This window comes from Bacillus sp. FSL K6-1560, from assembly GCF_038592935.1.
Taxonomy (GTDB): domain Bacteria; phylum Bacillota; class Bacilli; order Bacillales; family Bacillaceae; genus Bacillus; species Bacillus subtilis.
Genome location: NZ_CP151946.1, coordinates 546,665 through 566,231 on the forward strand (window position 1 = coordinate 546,665; position 19,567 = coordinate 566,231).

At 44.4% G+C, this 19,567-nt stretch carries 20 protein-coding genes and 1 pseudogene; 13 read left to right on the forward strand and 8 right to left on the reverse strand.

All coding sequences use genetic code 11. From position 1 onward, the window contains the following. Positions 1-42 precede the first annotated feature (42 nt). Positions 43-606, forward strand: a pseudogene (locus tag NYE22_RS02925) (flagellin); the annotation flags it as partial. Between the two features lie 198 nt (positions 607-804). On the opposite strand, the gene NYE22_RS02930 reads toward NYE22_RS02925, so the two are convergent. Then, entirely contained in the window at positions 805-1,035 is a 231-nt protein-coding gene (locus NYE22_RS02930) for a hypothetical protein (RefSeq protein WP_003235419.1), read from the reverse strand. Positions 1,036-1,252: 217 nt separating this feature from the next. On the opposite strand from NYE22_RS02930, the gene yvlA reads away from it, so the two are divergent. The 4 genes from yvlA to NYE22_RS02950 are packed head-to-tail and all read left to right on the forward strand — an operon-like array spanning position 1,253 to position 3,264. After that, positions 1,253-1,579, forward strand: a complete 327-nt coding sequence (yvlA, locus tag NYE22_RS02935) for a protein YvlA (protein ID WP_003244375.1) — start codon at positions 1,253-1,255, stop codon at positions 1,577-1,579. 24 nt (positions 1,580-1,603) lie between these two features. Beyond that, positions 1,604-2,701 carry a DUF4097 domain-containing protein gene (locus NYE22_RS02940; RefSeq protein WP_038829905.1) on the forward strand — a complete coding sequence of 366 codons (1,098 nt, stop codon included), beginning with the start codon at positions 1,604-1,606 and terminating at the stop codon, positions 2,699-2,701. Positions 2,702-2,705: 4 nt separating this feature from the next. Continuing rightward, on the forward strand, positions 2,706-2,903 hold the full coding sequence (locus NYE22_RS02945; protein ID WP_003228065.1) for a PspC domain-containing protein: 198 nt from the start codon (positions 2,706-2,708) through the stop codon (positions 2,901-2,903). A 1-nt stretch (position 2,904) separates the two neighbouring features. Continuing rightward, entirely contained in the window at positions 2,905-3,264 is a 360-nt protein-coding gene (locus tag NYE22_RS02950) for a phage holin family protein (RefSeq protein WP_003228066.1), read from the forward strand. 27 nt (positions 3,265-3,291) lie between these two features. Here the strand turns inward: NYE22_RS02950 and NYE22_RS02955 are convergent, their stop codons facing one another. Both NYE22_RS02955 and pchR read right to left on the reverse strand, forming a co-directional pair. Next, complete coding sequence (locus tag NYE22_RS02955; protein WP_003228068.1) at positions 3,292-4,503, reverse strand: MFS transporter; 1,212 nt, start codon at positions 4,501-4,503, stop codon at positions 3,292-3,294. A 20-nt stretch (positions 4,504-4,523) separates the two neighbouring features. Continuing rightward, on the reverse strand, positions 4,524-5,033 hold the full coding sequence (pchR, locus tag NYE22_RS02960) for a pulcherriminic acid biosynthesis transcriptional regulator PchR (protein ID WP_003228073.1): 510 nt from the start codon (positions 5,031-5,033) through the stop codon (positions 4,524-4,526). A 425-nt stretch (positions 5,034-5,458) separates the two neighbouring features. Here pchR and pchC point away from each other — a divergent pair, with 425 nt between their 5' ends. Both pchC and cypX read left to right on the forward strand, forming a co-directional pair. Continuing rightward, the gene (gene pchC, locus NYE22_RS02965) at positions 5,459-6,205 is read left to right on the forward strand and encodes a cyclo(L-leucyl-L-leucyl) synthase (RefSeq protein ID WP_101501508.1); all 747 of its coding nucleotides are present in this window, start codon (positions 5,459-5,461) and stop codon (positions 6,203-6,205) included. A 15-nt stretch (positions 6,206-6,220) separates the two neighbouring features. Then, complete coding sequence (gene cypX / locus NYE22_RS02970) at positions 6,221-7,438, forward strand: pulcherriminic acid synthase (RefSeq protein ID WP_021480698.1); 1,218 nt, start codon at positions 6,221-6,223, stop codon at positions 7,436-7,438. A 38-nt stretch (positions 7,439-7,476) separates the two neighbouring features. Here cypX and NYE22_RS02975 read toward each other — a convergent pair whose 3' ends face one another. Then, positions 7,477-7,938, reverse strand: a complete 462-nt coding sequence (locus NYE22_RS02975) for a MarR family transcriptional regulator (RefSeq protein WP_021480697.1) — start codon at positions 7,936-7,938, stop codon at positions 7,477-7,479. 164 nt (positions 7,939-8,102) lie between these two features. Here NYE22_RS02975 and NYE22_RS02980 point away from each other — a divergent pair, with 164 nt between their 5' ends. Then, a complete protein-coding gene (locus NYE22_RS02980; RefSeq protein ID WP_342412279.1) occupies positions 8,103-11,972 on the forward strand; it encodes a metallophosphoesterase in 3,870 nt (1,289 codons plus the stop codon). A gap of 20 nt (positions 11,973-11,992) precedes the next feature. Here the strand turns inward: NYE22_RS02980 and nagR are convergent, their stop codons facing one another. Genes nagR through nagA form a run of 3 tightly spaced genes read right to left on the reverse strand, consistent with a single transcriptional unit; the run spans position 11,993 to position 14,657 of the window. Next, a complete protein-coding gene (nagR, locus tag NYE22_RS02985) occupies positions 11,993-12,724 on the reverse strand; it encodes an N-acetylglucosamine utilization transcriptional regulator NagR (RefSeq protein ID WP_342412280.1) in 732 nt (243 codons plus the stop codon). 17 nt (positions 12,725-12,741) lie between these two features. Beyond that, positions 12,742-13,470: a glucosamine-6-phosphate deaminase gene (gene nagB / locus NYE22_RS02990; RefSeq protein WP_342412281.1), complete on the reverse strand. Its 729-nt coding sequence runs from the start codon at positions 13,468-13,470 to the stop codon at positions 12,742-12,744. After that, positions 13,467-14,657 (reverse strand): N-acetylglucosamine-6-phosphate deacetylase, encoded by a 1,191-nt coding sequence (gene nagA, locus NYE22_RS02995; protein WP_038829910.1) that lies wholly within the window; start codon positions 14,655-14,657, stop codon positions 13,467-13,469. The genes nagB and nagA overlap by 4 nt, the downstream gene beginning before the upstream one ends. Before the next feature lie 181 nt (positions 14,658-14,838). On the opposite strand from nagA, the gene hprK reads away from it, so the two are divergent. The 5 genes from hprK to hprF are packed head-to-tail and all read left to right on the forward strand — an operon-like array spanning position 14,839 to position 18,725. Beyond that, entirely contained in the window at positions 14,839-15,771 is a 933-nt protein-coding gene (gene hprK / locus NYE22_RS03000) for an HPr(Ser) kinase/phosphatase (protein ID WP_003228097.1), read from the forward strand. A gap of 13 nt (positions 15,772-15,784) precedes the next feature. Further along, positions 15,785-16,594, forward strand: a complete 810-nt coding sequence (lgt, locus tag NYE22_RS03005) for a prolipoprotein diacylglyceryl transferase (RefSeq protein ID WP_021480693.1) — start codon at positions 15,785-15,787, stop codon at positions 16,592-16,594. A 23-nt stretch (positions 16,595-16,617) separates the two neighbouring features. Beyond that, positions 16,618-17,556: a nucleoside recognition domain-containing protein gene (locus NYE22_RS03010; RefSeq protein WP_021480692.1), complete on the forward strand. Its 939-nt coding sequence runs from the start codon at positions 16,618-16,620 to the stop codon at positions 17,554-17,556. Continuing rightward, complete coding sequence (gene ppaX, locus NYE22_RS03015) at positions 17,553-18,203, forward strand: pyrophosphatase PpaX (RefSeq protein WP_342412282.1); 651 nt, start codon at positions 17,553-17,555, stop codon at positions 18,201-18,203. The genes NYE22_RS03010 and ppaX overlap by 4 nt, the downstream gene beginning before the upstream one ends. A 3-nt stretch (positions 18,204-18,206) precedes the next feature. Beyond that, the gene (gene hprF, locus NYE22_RS03020) at positions 18,207-18,725 is read left to right on the forward strand and encodes a heptaprenylglyceryl phosphate O-acetyltransferase (protein WP_021480691.1); all 519 of its coding nucleotides are present in this window, start codon (positions 18,207-18,209) and stop codon (positions 18,723-18,725) included. A 19-nt stretch (positions 18,726-18,744) separates the two neighbouring features. Here the strand turns inward: hprF and pelC are convergent, their stop codons facing one another. Next, positions 18,745-19,410, reverse strand: a complete 666-nt coding sequence (pelC, locus tag NYE22_RS03025; RefSeq protein ID WP_021480690.1) for a pectate/pectin lyase PelC — start codon at positions 19,408-19,410, stop codon at positions 18,745-18,747. Positions 19,411-19,567: the final 157 nt, after the last annotated feature.

The following is a 19,567-nucleotide window of genomic DNA, read 5'->3' on the forward strand; positions in this document are numbered from 1 at the left end:
ATCCTTGGGCTTAGCAGGCAAGCTTTTTCTTTACGGCATAATAGGTTTAGAAGTGAACTTACTGTTCAAGCAGGAAACACAGGTACACAACAAGCAGAAGATCTTGGTGCAATTAAAGATGAAATGGATGCGCTTATTGAGGAAGTTGATGGCATTTCAAATCGTACTGAATTCAACGGCAAAAAGTTATTAGATGGTACTGAAACTGATGGTTTCACTTTCCAAATTGGAGCAAATGCTGGCCAGCAGCTTACAGTTAACATTGACAGCATGTCATCAACTGCTTTAGGAGTAAACGCACTTAATGTAACAGATTTTGCTAATACTCCTTTTGATACTCAACTTGAAAGTATTGATACTGCAATCAACAATGTCTCAAACCAACGTGCTAAACTTGGTGCGGTACAAAACCGTCTAGAGCACACAATCAACAACCTTGGTGCTTCTTCTGAAAACTTAACAGCTGCTGAGTCTCGCATCCGTGACGTTGACATGGCGAAAGAAATGAGCGATTTCACAAAGAACAACATTCTTTCTCAAGCTTCTCAAGCGATGCTTGCTCAAGCAAACCAACAGCCGCAAAACGTGCTTCAATTGTTACGTTAATTTTGAACGGCTATCTCTTTCTGATAGTTACAGCTTGCCGACAGAGTCCATTAACTGGATGTGCCGGCAGGCTTTTTTTGTTACAATCATTTTGTGACAGCCAGGGAATCACTTGTTTTTTCAAAACAAAAAAGGCAAGATATTGTCATCTAACCTTTAGCTTTGTTTCAGTTATAATGAATGATATGTTTTCCGCAATTACAAAGTCTTCTTATACAGCTGCTTACTTACACTCATTAAATCTTGAACAATATGCGTGTTGCTGCTGTCGAGCAGCACTTTTATATATTGGATATCGTGAGAGATCGGGAAGGGTCCGTGAATCTGCTCAAGCTCGGCGATCATTTCACGATTCATTCTTTTTTGTTCATGAATCAGCTTTAACACTGATTCTTGTGTTACTGTATAGTCACTGGGATCTTTCTCCATTGCTTGTCCAGCCTCCTTGGTTGCCGTAAGCTTTTTACATATTGTAATCGGTATAGCCGGAAGATTCTACTTCTAAAACTTTTTAAAATCCAATTTCCGTAAATCGGAGCATGTCTAAAGAATGAATTTGAAACCTGAAGAGATTTTAAACGTATAAATAAGTAAAACGTCCCTGATCTTTTGTCATGGACAATTCACAATAGGAGTGTGGAATGAATTGAACCGTAATCAAGCTATTATTGCATCACTTTGTTATTTCAGTGTGTTCATTGCGCCAATCATTGTGCCGATTGTCGCATATTTTGTTGTAAATGAGAAAGAAACAAAACGCCATGCGATACGCTCTCTTATTTCTCACATAGTTCCGTTTGTCGGCTGGCTGTTCCTTTTTATTGCTTTACTTGGCGGAGCCGTTGCGATTGATGGAGACAGCTTGCTTCCTGTATTTGTAATCATCGGGGGAGCGGTTATTTATTTCTTAGTTGTCATTGGCATTATTATTTGGAATGTGATTCAGGGCATTAAGGTCCTGCGTGCAGCATAAGTAGACAATGGGGAGGAGATCGTAATGAAGCAAGAAAAGGAACGAATCCTTAAGCTTGTTGAGGAAGGGAAGCTTACAGCACAAGAAGCTTTGACACTGATTGAAAAGCTTGACAGCGACTACAAGGAAAAAGAAGAGAAAATCACAGCGCTCTCAGTTCACGTTCATGACGAGGAAGAGCCATTTACAACGGCAAAAAAAGAAAGCGGCAAGCCGTCTTTAGGAGCCAAGCTGTTTGACTGGATTGATTCTGCTGTAAAAAAGGTCAAGGAAGTTGACCTTGATTTAAACTTTGGCCATGCGTATGATGTTCAGCACATTTTTCAATTTAAAGATACTGACTTTTCCAGTGTTGAGCTGCAAATTGCCAATGGCAGCGTGAATATCGTCCCTTGGGAAGATGACGATATCAGAGCGGAATGCCAGGCGAAGGTATATCGCGCTGATAGCCAGGATGCGGCGAGACACGCATTTCTTCAGCATATTGAATGTGAAATCAAAGGAAATAAGTTTTTTATCCGTACTGAGAAAAAGACGATGAAAACGAATGTCACTTTGTATATTCCTCAGAAGGAGTATGATAAGATTCGAGTGAAGCTGTTTAACGGTCCGGTCAGAGGGGAACATTTACATGTAAAAGAGTTCTCAGCGAAAACGACAAACGGCGTGCTGTCGTTCTCGCACTTAACAGCCGAAAAAGCCATAGCTGAAACGGCCAACGGGCAAATTAAGCTTGCCAACCACAGCTGCGGAACGATAGAAGCGGAAACCATTAACGGATTGATCGATCTCCGAGGGAAAAGCGAATCCATTGACGTTCAAAGCTTTAACGGAAATATTGCGATTAACGTAACAGAATCAGACTGCCGCTCCATTTATGCAAAAACAACGACTGGAAGTGTGGAGCTTGCGATTCCGGACGATCTCGCAGTGAAGGCAGAGCTGAAAAGCAATCTTGGTTCGCTGTCCCATGAATTAATGGATGTTGAGATGCTGAAGGAAAAAAATGATACCATTCAAAAAGAAATGATGTTCACTTCAAATCAGGCACATGATCAAAACATCACCGTCTTCTCAGAATCACTAACAGGCGCCATCAAACTAAAGTACTCACAGAGGTGATCGAATGAATAAGCTTTATCGCTCAGAAAAAAATAAGAAAATCGCCGGTGTTATCGGAGGTCTCGCGGAATATTTCAATTGGGACGCATCACTCCTCAGAGTCATAACTGTCATCTTAGCCATTATGACAAGTGTCTTGCCGGTTTTGCTCATTTATATCATTTGGATTTTTATCGTCCCGTCAGAAAGGGATATGAAATGACATGGTAAAATGGGCAGTCAGCATTTTAGTCAATGCATTGTTATTAATCGTCATTGATGGATATATTGACTCCATCCATATCAGCAGCATTGGGGCAGCGATTATCGCCAGCCTCATTTTATCGATCTTAAACGTGCTGATTAAACCGCTTTTAATTATCTTTACACTGCCGGTCACCATGGTGACGCTTGGACTCTTCTTGTTTGTGATTAACGCCATCACGCTTATGATGACCGCGTCCATTATGGGTGACAGCTTTCAAATCGACGGCTTCGGCACAGCGATATGGGCATCCGTTATCCTGTCGGTCTTCCATTTGCTGATTCAAAAAGGCATTTTAGAGCCGCTTAGAAAAAAATAAAAAAAGCTGCCCGCAAAGGCAGCTTTTTTACATGTGGTGCTTTTTTTGTTTCGTGCGCTTCTGCGGCGAAAACATTGGCGGAAGAAGGCAAAAGCTCAATGCGGCAAATCCAAGGCCTAGGAGGCTAAAGGACATGGCAGACGGCATCATTGTGAGCAAGTAGGCAGATACCATCGGACCTGCTGCCATGCCTGTATATCGGATAAAGTTAAACATTCCGATTGCACTCCCTCTGTTGTGCTCAAATTCATTAGTAATCATTGTAGAGTACAAGGGAGGAATAACCCCCATCGAGATGCCAAACAGTGCCAGCGTCAGAGCCATGAGAACGAGAGAAACGGAATGTGTAACAGCAAATAAAATGATGCTGCAGGCGGCAATCACATTGCTTCCGATAAACAAGGTGTGCAGCCCGATTTTTGCCTGTATTCTTTTAAACAGAAACGTACCTGCAATCGTGCTCAGCGCCAGCGGCAAATATAACAGTCCTGCTATACCCACATCTATATGGTAATGCTCTGTCAGCAATATTGGGAGGTAGACAATTACTGCAAAATAAATGAAAAAGAGAACAAAACTTAAAGTCAAAATGACGTTCCCTGTTCGATTTGTAAATATTGATTTATAATGAGCGAACACATTGCCTTTGGCTTGCTGCATAGATTCAGTTGGAGAATCTTTAGGAAAGGTGATGCTGTTTGTCACCAGCAAAACGATCGAGATGGCCGCAAGTATCCAAAAAATCCCTTCGTATCCGGCTGCTCCGCCTATGAATCCTCCTAGAACTGGGGCAATAGCCGGTGCGACAGACAGGAGCATTTGATACGTTCCCATTGCACTCCCGCGTTCATTGCCTGTAAACAGCTGTCCGATCGTTGTGGCAGCAATAAGAGGCAGTGCTGCGGAACCGGCTGCCTGTATCATTCTGAATATCAGAAACAAAGTAAAGTCAGTAGTCACCGCACAGCCGATGCTGGCTGCTGCCGTTGCCAGAATACCGGTAATCAAGACGATCCGAGCGCCTTTAAAATCAATGATCGCTCCTAATATAATTTGCATTATTGCTGTCACAATCATAAAAACTGAGACTGACAGGTTCACCATAGCTGTGGAAACATGGAATGATTCTTTAATGATCGGAAGAATAGGTGAATAAATGTTCTGGCTTAAAGATGCAAAAAATGCACTGAAGCAAACAGTGTATAAGATCAATACTGCCTTTGATTTTGTATGAGCCAAAGTGTACACCGCCTTTTTGTTTACTTTACAGGTTTGTCCGGAGTCCCATCGGTTTGTTCTGCTTCAAGTGTTGACGTCAACTGCTCTAGAAACTTCAATACAGCCTTTTGTTCTTCTTGTGAAAATGAATCGAGGAATTGGTAAAAAGCCAGCTCCTTTTTTTTATGCAGTTTCTCATGTAAGTCGAAAATCCGTCTGCCTTTACGGGTTAATTTAAAATAAACTTCTTTTTTGTTATCTGTCAGCTGATAGCTGTTAATGAATTCTTCCTTGATCAGTTTTGTGCTGATTTTCGTTACATTCGCTTTCGATAAGTTCATTTTTCTGGCAATCCCCGCATTGTTAATGGGTTCATGCTGGCCGATGCAGTCAATGACGTGAATGCTTGTCATATTTTTGGGAATTTCAGCTACATCCTCTTCTGCGGCCTCCTTAAAAAATTGCTGAAGTGAAGTGTTCGCTTTTTGTTCATTAAGGTGCAGCAGTCTCACGTATATGTCGTATATCATCTGTTTTGTCAAATCAGACATAGGCTACCTTCTTTCTTAGGAATAATAGTTTACGATGAAACACTAAAACAAATAGTTTACTGGTGAACAATTTTATTTTATCTTTTCTTGTTTTCGTTGTCAATTGTTGGTGTTTAGACTATTTGTTGATATGTCATGCTGAATATGCGTGTAAAAAGTGTGTGGAAAATGTGATGTTTACATTTATTTTCAAATATTTGGGCACAGATCATATTGACGTTTGGAAGGAAAAGGGATAAAATGACTAATGTTTACTAGTAAACATTTATCATGATATGGGTATTGAAAATGATTATTAAAATCTTAAAAAACATTTGGAAACTTTAAGTGATGCCTGCCATTCGTCTTGTTCAGTTGTTCTAGCTATTCCATCTTGTATTTGAGGGTGATGACTTAAAGCGGGATAAGTTTTAGGGGTGAATGAGATGACCGGAATGGTAACGGAAAGAAGGTCTGTGCGTTTTATTGCTGAGCCATTAACGGAAAACTGCAGAGAAATATTTGAACGGCGCAGGCATGTTTTGGTGGGGATCAGCCCATTTAACAGCAGGTTTTCAGAGGATTATATTTACAGATTAATTGGATGGGCGAAAGCTCAATTTAAAAGCGTTTCTGTTTTACTTGCGGGGCATGAGGCCGCTAATCTTCTAGAAGCGCTTGGAACTCCGAGAGGAAAGGCTGAACGAAAAGTAAGGAAAGAGGTATCACGAAACAGGAGATTTGCAGAAAGAGCTCTTGTGGCTCATGGCGGGGATCCGAAGGCGATTCATACATTTTCTGATTTTATGGATAACAAAGCCTACCAGCTGTTGAGACAAGAAGTTGAACATGCTTTTTTTGAGCAGCCTCATTTTCGACATGCTTGTTTGGACATGTCTCGTGAAGCGATAATCGGGCGTGCACGGGGCGTCAGTTTGATGATGGAAGAAGTCAGTGAGGATATGCTGAATTTGGCTGTGGAATATGTCATAGCTGAGCTGCCGTTTTTTATCGGAGCTCCGGATATTTTAGAGGTGGAAGAGACGCTCCTTGCTTATCATCGTCCGTGGAAGCTCGGTGAGAAGATCAGTAACCATGAATTTTCTATTTGTATGCGGCCGAATCAAGGGTATCTCATTGTACAGGAAATGGCGCAGATGCTTTCTGAGAAACGGATCACATGTGAAGGATGATAGGGGGAGTAAAACATGAGCCAATCGATTAAATTGTTTAGTGTGCTTTCTGATCAATTTCAAAACAATCCATATGCTTATTTTTCACAACTGCGGGAGGAAGATCCGGTTCATTATGAAGAGTCGATAGACAGTTATTTTATCAGCCGCTATCATGATGTCCGCTATATCCTTCAGCATCCGGATATTTTCACGACGAAATCACTTGTTGAGCGTGCCGAACCAGTAATGCGAGGCCCTGTGCTGGCCCAAATGCATGGAAAAGAACACTCTGCCAAAAGAAGAATTGTAGTGAGAAGCTTCATCGGTGACGCACTGGATCATCTGTCTCCATTGATTAAACAAAATGCAGAAAACTTGTTAGCGCCTTATCTTGAAAGAGGGAAAATTGATCTCGTCAATGATTTTGGAAAGACGTTTGCGGTGTGCGTCACGATGGACATGCTCGGGCTGGATAAAAGAGACCATGAAAAAATCTCTGAGTGGCACAGCGGAGTTGCCGATTTTATCACGAGTATCTCTCAATCTCCTGAAGCGCGGGCACATTCGTTATGGTGCAGCGAACAGCTTTCCCAATACTTGATGCCGGTCATTGAAGAACGTCGCGTCAATCCGGGATCAGATTTAATTTCCATCCTATGTACTTCTGAATATGAAGGCATGGCGATGTCGGACAAGGATATACTCGCACTGATTCTTAATGTGCTGTTAGCCGCAACGGAACCGGCTGATAAGACGCTGGCACTGATGATCTACCATTTGCTCAACAATCCTGAGCAGATGAATGATGTTTTGGCTGACCGTTCGTTAGTTCCGAGAGCCATTGCGGAGACATTGCGTTATAAACCGCCGGTTCAGCTGATTCCGCGGCAGCTGTCCCAAGATACAGTGGTCGGCGGTATGGAAATCAAAAAAGATACGATTGTTTTTTGTATGATCGGTGCGGCTAACCGGGACCCTGAAGCATTTGAACAGCCTGACGTGTTTAATATTCATCGGGAAGATCTTGGCATCAAGAGCGCTTTTAGCGGCGCCGCCCGGCATCTCGCTTTCGGATCCGGCATTCATAACTGTGTAGGAGCAGCTTTTGCCAAAACCGAAATCGAAATTGTAGCTAATATTGTGCTGGATAAGATGCGGAATATCAGATTAGAGGAAGATTTTTGTTATGCTGAGTCCGGTCTGTATACACGCGGACCCGTCTCACTTCATATTGTATTTGACAGGGCTTAATAATATGGAAAGGTCTCTCCCGTGCGGGTGAGGCTTTTTTACATATGCTTGATCCACAAGTTAATAAACGCAGTCACTGTTTTCAACTCATCAATTGAAAATTCATTGAAGAGCTGTTTGTATTGCTCCTTTGCTTTTTGATGAAGCCGTTCATGTAACCCCGCCAGTTCTTTGCCGCTTTCAGTTAACGTATAAAAAATTTCTTTTTTGTTGCCCGGCTTTTTTGTCACTGTAATGATGTTATGTTTCAACAAAGCTTGAATTGCTTTTGAAACAGCTGCTTTTGAGATATGTAAGCGGGATGCTAAGAAGCTGTTATTCACATTTTTGCTGGTATGTAAACAGGAAACAATGTGAAGCTGGGTCAATGTCCAGTCTTTTTTGAGGTGGTCGAGATGTTGTGAGGACGGAATCTGCACCTTTTGCCAGACGCGTTTATCTCTTTTTAATGCGAATTGTTGTATAGCTTGAAATAATTCATCATGAATGCTGTTGTTCATCAATTTGCCTCTCTGATTTAATTGTTAACTGGTTAACTATCCTTAGTTTACTGGGGAATAGTGGAATTTTCAAGAGGCAGACGTTTTTTTGTTCTTTATGCACAAAAATGAACTCATAAGCTTCCCTGTTCAGACGCAAAATACATGAAAAGGGAGGTGCTTTGATGAGGAAATACACGGTTATTGCTTCTATATTACTGTCTTTTCTTTCCGTTTTGTCTGGCGGCCATCATGAATCGAAAGCTTTTCCTGTTGTACAGCAGGAACTATTTCAAACGCCTCATTACATACCCTTGCTTGAAAATCCTCCTCAAATTGATGTGAAAGCTGAAATGAGAAACAATCTAATGATTGAGGCTCAAGTTCGCGATAATTCGTATCAAGCATTTTCCGCCTTTCTTTTTTATAAACAAAGTAATGAGCTGGGCTACAAAATGGTGCCGATGGACCCGACCCCCGGAGCGGTCCGCAAGTTTTTGGCACAAATTCCGAAACGTTTGATTTGGAACAGCGAGCTTGAGTATTACATTGTGATGTCGAATGGGAAGCAGCGGGTGGAGTCGGAGACGAAGAAACTGAAGCTTGAAGGATACCAGGCTGACCTTGCCCATATTCCGGAGCTTCTGATCACAGAGCTGGCGGTTGATACGAAGAATATAGGACGTGCAGACGGTTATGAATTTATTGAGATTTTTAATACGACTGACAGAACGATTGATTTTAAAGACTACCATATCCGTTACCGCTACCCAAAAGAAGGGCCTGACTCCGATTTGATTTGGAGACCTGATGAAAGGATCTTGATACCATCCGGCGAAACGTTTGTCGTCTGGCTGAAGCCTGCCGGGCATCCAGAATTGACGTCAGAGGATTTCAATCGTTATTATCAGACACAACTTAAAGAAGGAAAAAATCTCGCGGTGATAGACGAGACAGAGGGTATGGCCAATACGAGGCCGCGGGCCGTTGTGATATCAACGAATACAGGAAAGGACATTTCGGTTGCGCATTATCGGAAACATGCGCTGCGCCGGCTGTCATCAGTGCTTTATAAGTATCCGTTGAACGGAACCGCAGAACTTCTGAACATTTCAATCGGGGAAAAGAATCCGTCTCCCGGAACCGTATTACAGGCACAGGTGCCCGAGCAGAAACGGAAAATCAAGCTCGATAAAGAAAAGCCGGTCATTGAGGATTTGACTGACCGCAAGCCTGTCCGCCCTGCTGAAAGCATTGAGCTGCGGGCTGACATACGGGACCGAAGTCTAGTGAAAACAGCGGCCTTTTACTACCGGACGGATGAGAACAAACCGTTTAAGCGAATTCTTGCTGAAAAAGACCGCAACGATAATCTCTACCATTATATTGTGTATTCGCCTGAATTGATCGGGAAGGATCAGCTAGAGTATTATGTGGCGGCCGGGGACGGGATAAATGAAGCGAGAACGCCGGTCAAAATGATTGATATTAAACAAACAAGCAAGTCGCACGGTCTGCGGATGAATATTGAAAACAGAGACACGCTGTCGGGAACTCAATTTCTCAAAGCCACGACAGAAGGGCGAGCTGACCGCATTAAGCTATGGATTGACGGGAAAAAACAAGTGACAGAGCACGCGATGGAAAAAGAAGTATATTTTGCGTTCGATACGAGGAAAACGAACCTTTATTTTAAAAACGCGGTAACGATGGAAGGAAAAGTGCTGAAGGTGTTCGATGATACAACAAATAAATACCGCACCTATTCTGTTCCATTGCCAGAGACACTGCTTCGGAAAGGGAAGCAGCTGCAGCGTATTACAATACGATCGGGTTCGAAGGTGTCTCCGTTTGATACGGCTGAAAACCGTGATGACTTCTTAGTCAAAAACGCCCGATTGGTGTTATCGGATGGAACGGTGATCAGGGATCAGAGGGTGTCTCCTGAGAAGGAACTCTTTATTGGCGATAATCAGCGCTCGAATAAAAGCTGGCAATTTCAGTTCAATCTGCCTGACGGACTATTTACATCACAGCTGCTGGAGTGGGACACATCAAAGCTTTCTGAAGGCACTCACCATATTCAAGCAAGCGACGGCAAGGAAAATGTCAGCCTGGTTGTACGGGTAGATAATTCAGGACCTCACATTGAGCCGAATATCACCGAGGGGCAAACGTATAAAGGAAATCTTATCCTGCAGGCGGATATGTATGATAAATGGAGCAAAATTGAGGAAGCGGAAGCGTCTTTAGATGGAGAAAGCATTACACTCCCATATCATACGTCCTCTTCTGATCTTTTGCCGGGAAAACATTCTCTAAAAGTGACAGCAACGGATCTCGCGGGCAATAAAACAGTGATTGAGAGGACGTTTAAAACCGAACGAGAGCATCCGGACCAGCCGGAGGTTATAGACAGCGATGCCGACACGCATAAGGCCAAGCTTTCTGTCCGGGTGAAAGATCCGACGAATGATGCCATGGATGTTGGTTTTTATAGGGGATTTCAATATACAGCGCGAAATCATGTGAAAATATTTAAGCACGCGTCACTGACTGAACCGCCGAAAAGCTTTGTGCCGGAAAGGGAGACCCCATTTACGAATCAAGAATTGGAGCGGGTATCAGCTACTGATGGAAAAACAGTATCGACAGAAAACAAAGAGCTTTTCCCTTATCATCGCTTTGAAGTGACGGTTGATCCATCAATTGATGAGAATGATCTGGCAGAAGCGGTTTGGAAGGGCAGTTCTTTGCCGGGGAGAAAGGTGACGATGTATGCTTGGAATTATCGGACAAACGAATGGCAGCCTGTTGACAGCTTCGTCGCGAAGGATGACAAACCGTTTACGCTGAAAGCGTCTGTGATTGCCGCCGATTTTGTACGGGAGTCGAAAATGAATGTGATTGTACAGGATGAAATTCCCCCTGCGAAGGATATGTACACATTTGTCTGGATGTCTGATACACAGTATTACGCCGAAAGCTATCCGCATATTTTTGATAAACAGACCGAATGGATAAAGGATAATCAAAAGCAGCTCAATATCAAATATGTGTTCCACACGGGTGATATTGTAGATGATTCCGCCGATATCAGACAGTGGAAAAACGCTGATCGGTCAATGTCCGTTCTGGATAAGAACGGAATTCCTTACGGCGTGCTGGCCGGCAATCACGATGTCGGGCATAAGGACGGCTCCTACAGGGCGTTTGGCAAATATTTTGGCAGCGATCGTTTTGATAAAAAATTGCATTATGGCGGTTCCTATAAAAATAACCGCGGACATTATGATCTGATTTCTAGCAACGGCAATGATTATATCATGCTGTACATGGGGTGGGGCATTACGGATGAAGACATCGCGTGGATGAATCAGGTGCTGAAGAAACACCCTGACCGGATGGCCATTTTAGCTTTTCATGAGTATTTGCTGGTCAGCGGAAACAGAAGCCCGATCGGAGAGAAAATATTCAAAGAAATCGTAAAGCCGAACCCGAATGTCGTGATGGTATTGAGCGGGCATTATCATAGTGCGATGAGAAAAACAGATGAGCTGGATGATGATGGTGATGGGAAACCGGATCGTCTTGTGCATCAAATGCTGGCCGATTATCAGGGCGGGCCAGAAGGCGGTCAAGGGTATTTGCGTTTGCTTCAATTTGACCAGGCCAATGACATGGTGCACGTATCGACGTATTCTCCGTATGTAAAGGATAAGAATTACTATGATACGGATACCTATGGCAACAAGGATGAATTTTCCCTTTCGCTTGATTTGAAGCCAAGAATCAAAAAGGTGGAAACCGATTATTTTGAATGTAACGTATATACCAATGAAGAGCTTGGAAAACGGGAGCAAGTGAAGAGCGGGGATACAGCTGAATTCCGCTGGGATCATCTTGAACCGCAGTCTGTTTATTATTGGTACATTATAGTGGAAGACAGTTTTAACGGCAAAACGAAATCACCGATCTGGAAGTTCAAGACGAAAAAAGAAACATATCGTCCGGCACCAGACCAGTTTGATTTTCGCCATGTCTCCAATCCTTAAAAAGGGTTGGAGGCTTTTTTTTATGAAAGACGATCCATATAGTGGACAAATGTATAACGGTCGCCTCTGTATACGGATTTTGCATGCTCAAAAGCAGTTCCGTTCTGCAGATATGTTGTTCGTTTAATTAATAGGACTGGCGCTCCCTTTTGAATACCAAGAATGTTCGCTTCTTCCGTGGTGGCAGCGCTTGGCTCAAGCTCCTGTTTTGCACGGGAAATCGGTATGCTGTTATACCTTTCAATATGATCATAGATCGACGACTGAAAATGCAATTCGTTCAATTCACCCGCAAGCTCAAACGGAATATGTGAGGACTCAATCGCCATTGGAATATCATTTGCCAGCCGCACCCGAGTGATTTTATGGATAGAGGAGGGGTGCCCGCAGCCTAATATAGCCGCGAGCTCCTCAGTTGAATCAATAAGCTGATAATCAATGAGCCTGCTGCCCGGTGTCATCCCGCGGCTTTTCATATCCTCGGTAAAGCTTGTCAGCCCTTGAAGTGCTTGTTCCATTTTTGGCTTGCTGACAAAGGTGCCCCGCCCTTTCAGGCGATAGAGCAAGCCTTCATTAACTAAATTAGAAAGCGCCTGGCGAACTGTCATCCGGCTGATCCCGAATTGTTCGGCATATTCGCGCTCGGAAGGAAGAGGCATATCCGGCTGCAGCTCTCCGCTCTTAATTTGGGTTTTTAATTGCTCCATAATCTGATAATAAATCGGAATAGGCGATTGTTTATTGATATTCATAAGTCAGCATGTTCCTTTCAAGGTCTTAATGACGCGGCTTCACGATCAATCAAAACCGTAACATCGGAATGCAGGTGCAAAGCAGATGCGGGAAAATCTTCGCTTATGTTTCCTTCTAACAGCTTACGAACAGCTTCTGCTTTGCTTTTCCCAGAAATAAGCAGCAGAATGCGTTTGCTTGAGAGAATCGTTCGAATTCCCATTGTCAGTGCTTTTTTCGGCACGCTGTCTATGGAAGGAAAATATCTGGCATTCGCTTGGCGGGTTTGCTCATTTAATGTCACAACATGAGTTCGCGACTTGAAAGACGTTCCCGGTTCGTTAAAGCCGATGTGTCCGTTTCGGCCGATGCCGAGAAGCTGAATGTCAGTGCCGCCGAGGGACTCGACTAGCTGTTCATACCGTCTGCATTCGGCTTCCAAATCGTCTGCATTTCCATTCGGAATAAAATGCCGGCTAGGCTTGCTGTCGATACGCTGAAATAAACGGTCATTCATATAGAAGTGATAGCTGTTCGGGTCATTGCTTGAAAGTCTGGCGTACTCATCCAAATTAACTGTAGTGACGTTTTCAAATGAGAGATTCTCAGTTTGGTGCAGGCGGATCAGCTCGCGATAAGTGCCTTCCGGTGTGCCGCCCGTCGCTAACCCGAGAACGGCATCAGGTTTTTCTTTGATTGTATCTGCCGTTATTCTGGCTGCTTTTTGGCTTAGCTCTTCATACGTTTGACATTCCATTACTTTCATATCTGGTCAGCCTCCTTGGATATAAATGCAATGTTTCCGCGGCAAATGGTGAGAATCACCTCGCAATCACTGCTGACAATCACCAAATCTGCATCTTTTCCCACAGTCACACTGCCTTTTCGGTCAAAGATGCCCAACTGTTTGGCCGCGTTTGCAGAAGTTATATTAGCTATATCCGTCCAAGAGCAATTTGTAAACTCACGCATATGCCGTGCGCCCTCGTTCATTTTGAGGATCGAACCTGCAAGGGTTCCGTCTGAAAGAAGAGCTGTTCGTCCTCTTACCGTCACACTTTGGCCGCCGAACTCATATACGCCGTCTTTCAGTCCTTTTGCCCTCATGGAATCGGTAATTAAAATGAGCTTGCTGCTGCCTTTCGCCAAAAAAGCAAGCTTAGCCGCTAAAGGATGGGAGTGGATGCCATCGGCTATTAGCTCTGTCACAAACCCATCATGGGCCAGCGCCGTTCCGATCACTCCGGGTTCTCGGTGATGAAACGGGCTCATCGCGTTGTACAGATGGGTCATATGGCTCGCCCCTGCTTTTGCGGCATCCGACAGCATTGCGGAATCGGCATCCGTGTGCCCCATGGATGCGATAATCGATTCGTCTTTCAAATGGCGGATCAGTTCAAAATGCTGATCCTCCTCCGGCGCAAGTGTAACAATTTTGATCAGTCCGCCCGCCTCCTGCTGCCACTTTTTGAAAAGCGCAACATCCGAAGGCCTAATCCACTCTTTTGGCTGCGCTCCGGCTCTTTTAGGCGAAACAAAGGGGCCCTCTAAATGAATGCCGAGCAGTTCTGCACCTAATAAAGAGGACTCTTCAGCCGCTTTCCACTCTCTTGCGTTCACCAAAGCTTGAGAAATGTTCCCATGCTCTTGGGTAATCGTTGTGGCTAAAAAGCTCGTCGTGCCTTCTTCGGGCAGTCTTGACGACATGATGTCGAGCGCAGAAAAGCTTGCATCCATCGTATCTGCGCCATAGCCGCCGTGGATATGAATGTCAATCATGCCGGGAAGCAAAACGGAATTCGCAGGTGCTTGAATTTCTTTTGAATATGACTCCTTGGGCCGTTCTGTTGAGACTGTGCTGATTTTTCCGTCATTGATTCCGACATAGCCGTTTTTGATTACTTCATTTTCTGTCACGATCGCAATGTCTTTGATAAGAAGACTCTCTGCCATAGATGATCCGCCTTTCTGGAATTTGAATACCTTTATTTTACTCTTTTTCAGACTAGTGATCTAGACCAGCTGAGGTGTTTTCCCGCCTTTTATAAAATCTGTTTTAGGTTCAAGCCTGAAAGTGATAAAATGAAAGTATTGTGAGCAAGCTCGGGGCAGCCCGGAACAGGAGGAACATATCGTGGCAAAGGTTCGCACAAAAGACGTAATGGAACAGTTCAATTTGGAATTAATCAGCGGAGAAGAAGGAATTAACCGCCCGATTACAATGAGTGACCTATCAAGACCAGGCATTGAAATTGCCGGATATTTTACATATTACCCGAGAGAGCGCGTGCAGCTTCTCGGAAAAACAGAGCTTTCTTTCTTTGAACAGCTTCCTGAAGAGGAGAAAAAACAGCGAATGGATTCTCTGTGCACTGATGTAACACCAGCTATTATTCTTTCTAGAGATATGCCCATCCCGCAGGAGCTGATTGACGCCTCCGAGAAAAATGGGGTGCCTGTCCTCAGATCGCCGCTGAAAACGACAAGACTGTCAAGCCGTTTAACCAACTTCCTTGAGAGCAGGCTGGCGCCTACCACAGCAATTCATGGTGTTCTTGTCGATATATATGGTGTCGGCGTGCTGATCACAGGAAAGAGCGGCGTCGGAAAAAGCGAAACAGCGCTGGAGCTTGTGAAAAGAGGGCATCGCCTTGTTGCCGATGATTGCGTTGAAATACGGCAGGAGGATCAGGATACTCTTGTGGGAAACGCTCCGGAATTAATTGAGCACCTTCTTGAGATCAGGGGCCTTGGCATTATCAACGTGATGACGCTATTTGGCGCTGGCGCGGTCAGAAGCAATAAACGAATCACGATTGTCATGAATCTTGAACTCTGGGAGCAGGGCAAGCAATACGACCGGCTCGGACTTGAGGAAGAGACCATGAAAATCATTGATACAGAAATTACAAAACTGACGATTCCCGTCCGCCCAGGCCGAAATCTTGCAGTCATCATCGAAGTGGCAGCAATGAACTTCAGATTGAAGCGGATGGGGCTGAATGCCGCTGAACAATTTACCAACAAGCTGGCGGACGTCATTGAAGACGGTGAACAAGAAGAATAGGAGTTGGCGTTAAATGAATGAAGCGATAGAACCACTCAATCCGATAGCATTTCAGCTGGGGCCGTTAGCCGTCCATTGGTACGGAATCATTATCGGTCTCGGCGCTTTGCTCGGGCTGTGGATTGCGATGAGGGAAAGTGAAAAACGGGGGCTGCAGAAAGATACGTTTATTGATCTTGTCCTGTTTGCCATTCCGATTGCGATTATTTGCGCGCGAATTTATTACGTTGCCTTTGAATGGGACTATTATGCGGCACATCCGGGAGAAATCATTAAGATTTGGAAGGGCGGCATTGCCATTCATGGCGGATTAATCGGCGCCATTTTAACGGGTTATGTGTTTTCGAGAGTGAAAAAACTTTCGTTCTGGAAGCTTGCGGACATTGCCGCGCCCAGCATTTTGCTTGGCCAGGCGATCGGCCGCTGGGGGAACTTCATGAATCAGGAAGCGCACGGCGAGGCTGTCAGCAGAGCCTTTTTAGAAAACCTGCACCTGCCTGAATTTATCATCAATCAAATGTATATCAATGGGCAATATTATCATCCTACTTTTTTATATGAATCACTATGGAGTTTTGTCGGCGTCATTGTTTTACTGCTGCTTCGCAGAGCGAATTTGCGTAGAGGCGAGATGTTCTTGATCTATATCATTTGGTATTCAATAGGAAGATACTTTATTGAAGGAATGCGGACTGACAGCTTAATGCTGACAGATTCACTTCGCATCGCTCAGGTGATTTCAATCGTATTGATTGTTTTGGCTGTGGCAGCCATCATCTTCAGACGCGTCAAGGGATACTCGAAGGAGCGGTACGCGGAGTAGACGTCAACAAAGGGGGATGAGGCATGAAGAAAATCTTTCTGGCCGGTCTTGCAGCAGGTTTTCAAACAACATGGACGCTGGGTAAAGTGATTTTCCCGGTAACGCTATTGGTCACTTTGCTTCAGCATACCCCTGTCATGGATTGGCTTGTACGGCTGATCACACCGGTAATGGGTCTCTTCGGGCTTTCTGGTGAAGCGGCCATTCCGCTTGTACTGGGAAATATGCTGAATCTGTATGCGGGAATTGCCGGGATTTTAACATTGGATTTATCTGTGAAAGAAGTCTTTATTTTAGCTGTTATGCTTTCATTCTGTCATAACTTGATTATCGAATCGACAGTTGCCGCAAAGGTTGGCATCAGAATTGGCGTCATATTGGCCGTGCGCATCGGTTTAGCCGCTGTGTCAGCCATCGTCATCAACCTTATTTGGCATGGCGGACAGGAAACGGCGCAGTACGGTTTTATCGCTGCGAAGAGCGTGGCGCCAGACAGCTGGCTGGCAATGCTGACAGAAGCCTTAACGAAAGCCGGACTTGGTGTTTTGCAGCTGGCGGCAATTGTCATACCTCTGATGATCATCATCCAGTTTTTAAGAGATTTAGGCTGGCTGCATCGGTTCTCCAGGTGGCTGTCTCCGTTTACGCAGCTGCTTGGCATGAATAAAAATACGTCTATGACAATGGTGGCGGGACTGACGATTGGTCTGGCCTACGGAGCGGGTGTCATGATCAAAGCTGTCGAGGATGACGGCGTGAGCAGGCGGGATATGACATTGGCATTTATATTTCTCGTTGCCTGCCACGCGGTCGTGGAAGATACACTTGTCTTTATTCCGCTCGGCATACCAGTCTGGCCGCTTCTTTTGATTCGTGTCACCACAGCAGTTCTGCTGACAATGGCTATTGCGCATACATGGAAAAAGTGGAAACCCTCAGCGGTTGGAAAGGAAGCAATATGAGTGACAAACAAGTAACGACGATTCTGTTTGATTTAGACGGAACGCTTATTAATACGAATGAATTAATTATCGCGTCCTTTTTGCATACACTGGAGCATTATTATCCGAGCAAGTATAAACGAGAAGATGTCCTTGCATTTATCGGGCCGTCTCTTTTTGAAACGTTCTCTTCGATGGACCCTGATAAATGCGAGGATATGATCGCTATGTACAGAGCGTACAATCATGACAGGCATGATTCACTCGTGACTGAATATGAAACGGTATATGAGACCCTGGATGCATTAAAAAAAGCCGGCTTTACATTAGGGATTGTGACAACAAAATTAAGAGATACTGTCAATATGGGCCTCAAGCTCACGGGAATCGGCGAATTCTTTGAAACAGTTGTCACCCTTGATGATGTGACGAATGCAAAGCCTGATCCCGAGCCTGTGCTGTTAGCGCTGAAACAGCTAGGAAGCGAGCCCGAGGAAGCCATTATGGTCGGTGATAATTACCATGATGTGCTGGCAGGGAAAAACGCCGGTACAAAAACGGCAGGAGTCGCATGGACGATTAAAGGGCCGGAAATGCTGGCGAAGTATGAGCCGGATTTTATGCTTGAGAAAATGAGTGATCTATTACAAATCGTTGGAGTGAAGTAATCTGTGAGAAAAACAGATCGTCATCCGGTCTCGGGGGCCAACTCACTGTGGCATGTCTATCAAACGGTACCTTTTTTAAAGGTCGTCAAAAATTTCATTGTCATTCAAATTGCGAGATATACGCCGTTTATAGGGATGAAAAACTGGCTGTACCGTACATTTCTGCGGATGAAGGTTGGAAATCAGACATCCTTTGCCCTCATGGTGATGCCAGATATCATGTTTCCGGAAAAGATCTCAGTCGGAACAAATACAATCATCGGGTACAATACGACCATTCTGGCCCATGAGTATTTGATTCACGAATACCGGATCGGCAAAGTTCTGATCGGAGACGAAGTGATGATTGGTGCCAACACGACCATTCTGCCCGGGGTGAAAATAGGAGATGGCGCAGTTGTGTCCGCCGGAACACTTGTCCATAAAGACGTGCCTGCCGGCGCATTTGTCGGCGGAAATCCGATGAGGATCATCTATACGAAGGAAGAAATGCAAGAAAGATTGAAAAAGTCCGCTGAATAACATCAGCGGACTTTTTTGGTTAAAATTGAGTGTTGTTGTTTTCGTAAATATGCTGAACACCAATCCATTTTTGACCGACATTAGAGTAGCGTGTATTTGTCATTCTGACCGTGCTTGTTTTGCTGTCCGTCCGGAATATCGCTTCCTTCATGTTTGTGATGGTGCACTTATCGATGATCACATCAACGTGGAAGGTTGAACCGCCAAGCTGTCTTATGAACTTTCCGCCATTGTCTGCCGTGAAGTTTTTCACTGTGAATGTACTGGCTTTATTGATTTGGAATATCTTATCTGACGCTTTTTGAGCAGAACCGCCGTCGATCGTCACTTTTCCTTCCTTCTTCACCGTTAACGCATCCTCACCAACATCTTCCCATTTCACATTCTGAATGTTAACGTTTCCATAAGTGTGCACGCCATCAGCAGCAGGGGCGCCAAGCACCACATTTTTCAGGGTTGCTCCATCTTCCACACGAAAAACAGGGTCTTGGTTTTCTGACTGGCTTCCGTCGCCTAATTCTTTCCCTGCCACAAACCGCTGTCCTTTCCCGTCATATGTTGTATTTTTTGGTACGATAATTGTTTCGTGCACCACTTTGTCTGCTGCAAAAGCGGTTGATGACTGAAACTGGCTGAACACCATAACCAAACCGAACATAAATAGGATAGACACGAATTTTTTCAATGATAAATCCTCCCCGGATATCTTTCATTTTTTGCAAGAGAAGCGTCAGCGACTTGCACCGGCTTCTCTCACATAGATCGGGGCAAGGCTGAATCTGCTTTAATCATAAAAACAGATAGCCTGATAGTAAAGACAATTCTGGATGATAAATGGAAAA

What these genes read in the sequence shown, in the direction of transcription:
- NYE22_RS02930 (WP_003235419.1), bottom strand. Translation starts at nt 1,035, where the DNA reads ATGGAGAAAGATCCCAGTGACTATACAGTAACACAAGAATCAGTGTTA.
- NYE22_RS02940 (WP_038829905.1), top strand. Translation starts at nt 1,604, where the DNA reads ATGAAGCAAGAAAAGGAACGAATCCTTAAGCTTGTTGAGGAAGGGAAG.
- NYE22_RS02945 (WP_003228065.1), top strand. Translation starts at nt 2,706, where the DNA reads ATGAATAAGCTTTATCGCTCAGAAAAAAATAAGAAAATCGCCGGTGTT.
- NYE22_RS02950 (WP_003228066.1), top strand. Translation starts at nt 2,905, where the DNA reads ATGGTAAAATGGGCAGTCAGCATTTTAGTCAATGCATTGTTATTAATC.
- pchR (WP_003228073.1), bottom strand. Translation starts at nt 5,033, where the DNA reads ATGTCTGATTTGACAAAACAGATGATATACGACATATACGTGAGACTG.
- pchC (WP_101501508.1), top strand. Translation starts at nt 5,459, where the DNA reads ATGACCGGAATGGTAACGGAAAGAAGGTCTGTGCGTTTTATTGCTGAG.
- cypX (WP_021480698.1), top strand. Translation starts at nt 6,221, where the DNA reads ATGAGCCAATCGATTAAATTGTTTAGTGTGCTTTCTGATCAATTTCAA.
- NYE22_RS02975 (WP_021480697.1), bottom strand. Translation starts at nt 7,938, where the DNA reads ATGAACAACAGCATTCATGATGAATTATTTCAAGCTATACAACAATTC.
- NYE22_RS02980 (WP_342412279.1), top strand. Translation starts at nt 8,103, where the DNA reads ATGAGGAAATACACGGTTATTGCTTCTATATTACTGTCTTTTCTTTCC.
- nagR (WP_342412280.1), bottom strand. Translation starts at nt 12,724, where the DNA reads ATGAATATCAATAAACAATCGCCTATTCCGATTTATTATCAGATTATG.
- nagB (WP_342412281.1), bottom strand. Translation starts at nt 13,470, where the DNA reads ATGAAAGTAATGGAATGTCAAACGTATGAAGAGCTAAGCCAAAAAGCA.
- nagA (WP_038829910.1), bottom strand. Translation starts at nt 14,657, where the DNA reads ATGGCAGAGAGTCTTCTTATCAAAGACATTGCGATCGTGACAGAAAAT.
- lgt (WP_021480693.1), top strand. Translation starts at nt 15,785, where the DNA reads ATGAATGAAGCGATAGAACCACTCAATCCGATAGCATTTCAGCTGGGG.
- NYE22_RS03010 (WP_021480692.1), top strand. Translation starts at nt 16,618, where the DNA reads ATGAAGAAAATCTTTCTGGCCGGTCTTGCAGCAGGTTTTCAAACAACA.
- ppaX (WP_342412282.1), top strand. Translation starts at nt 17,553, where the DNA reads ATGAGTGACAAACAAGTAACGACGATTCTGTTTGATTTAGACGGAACG.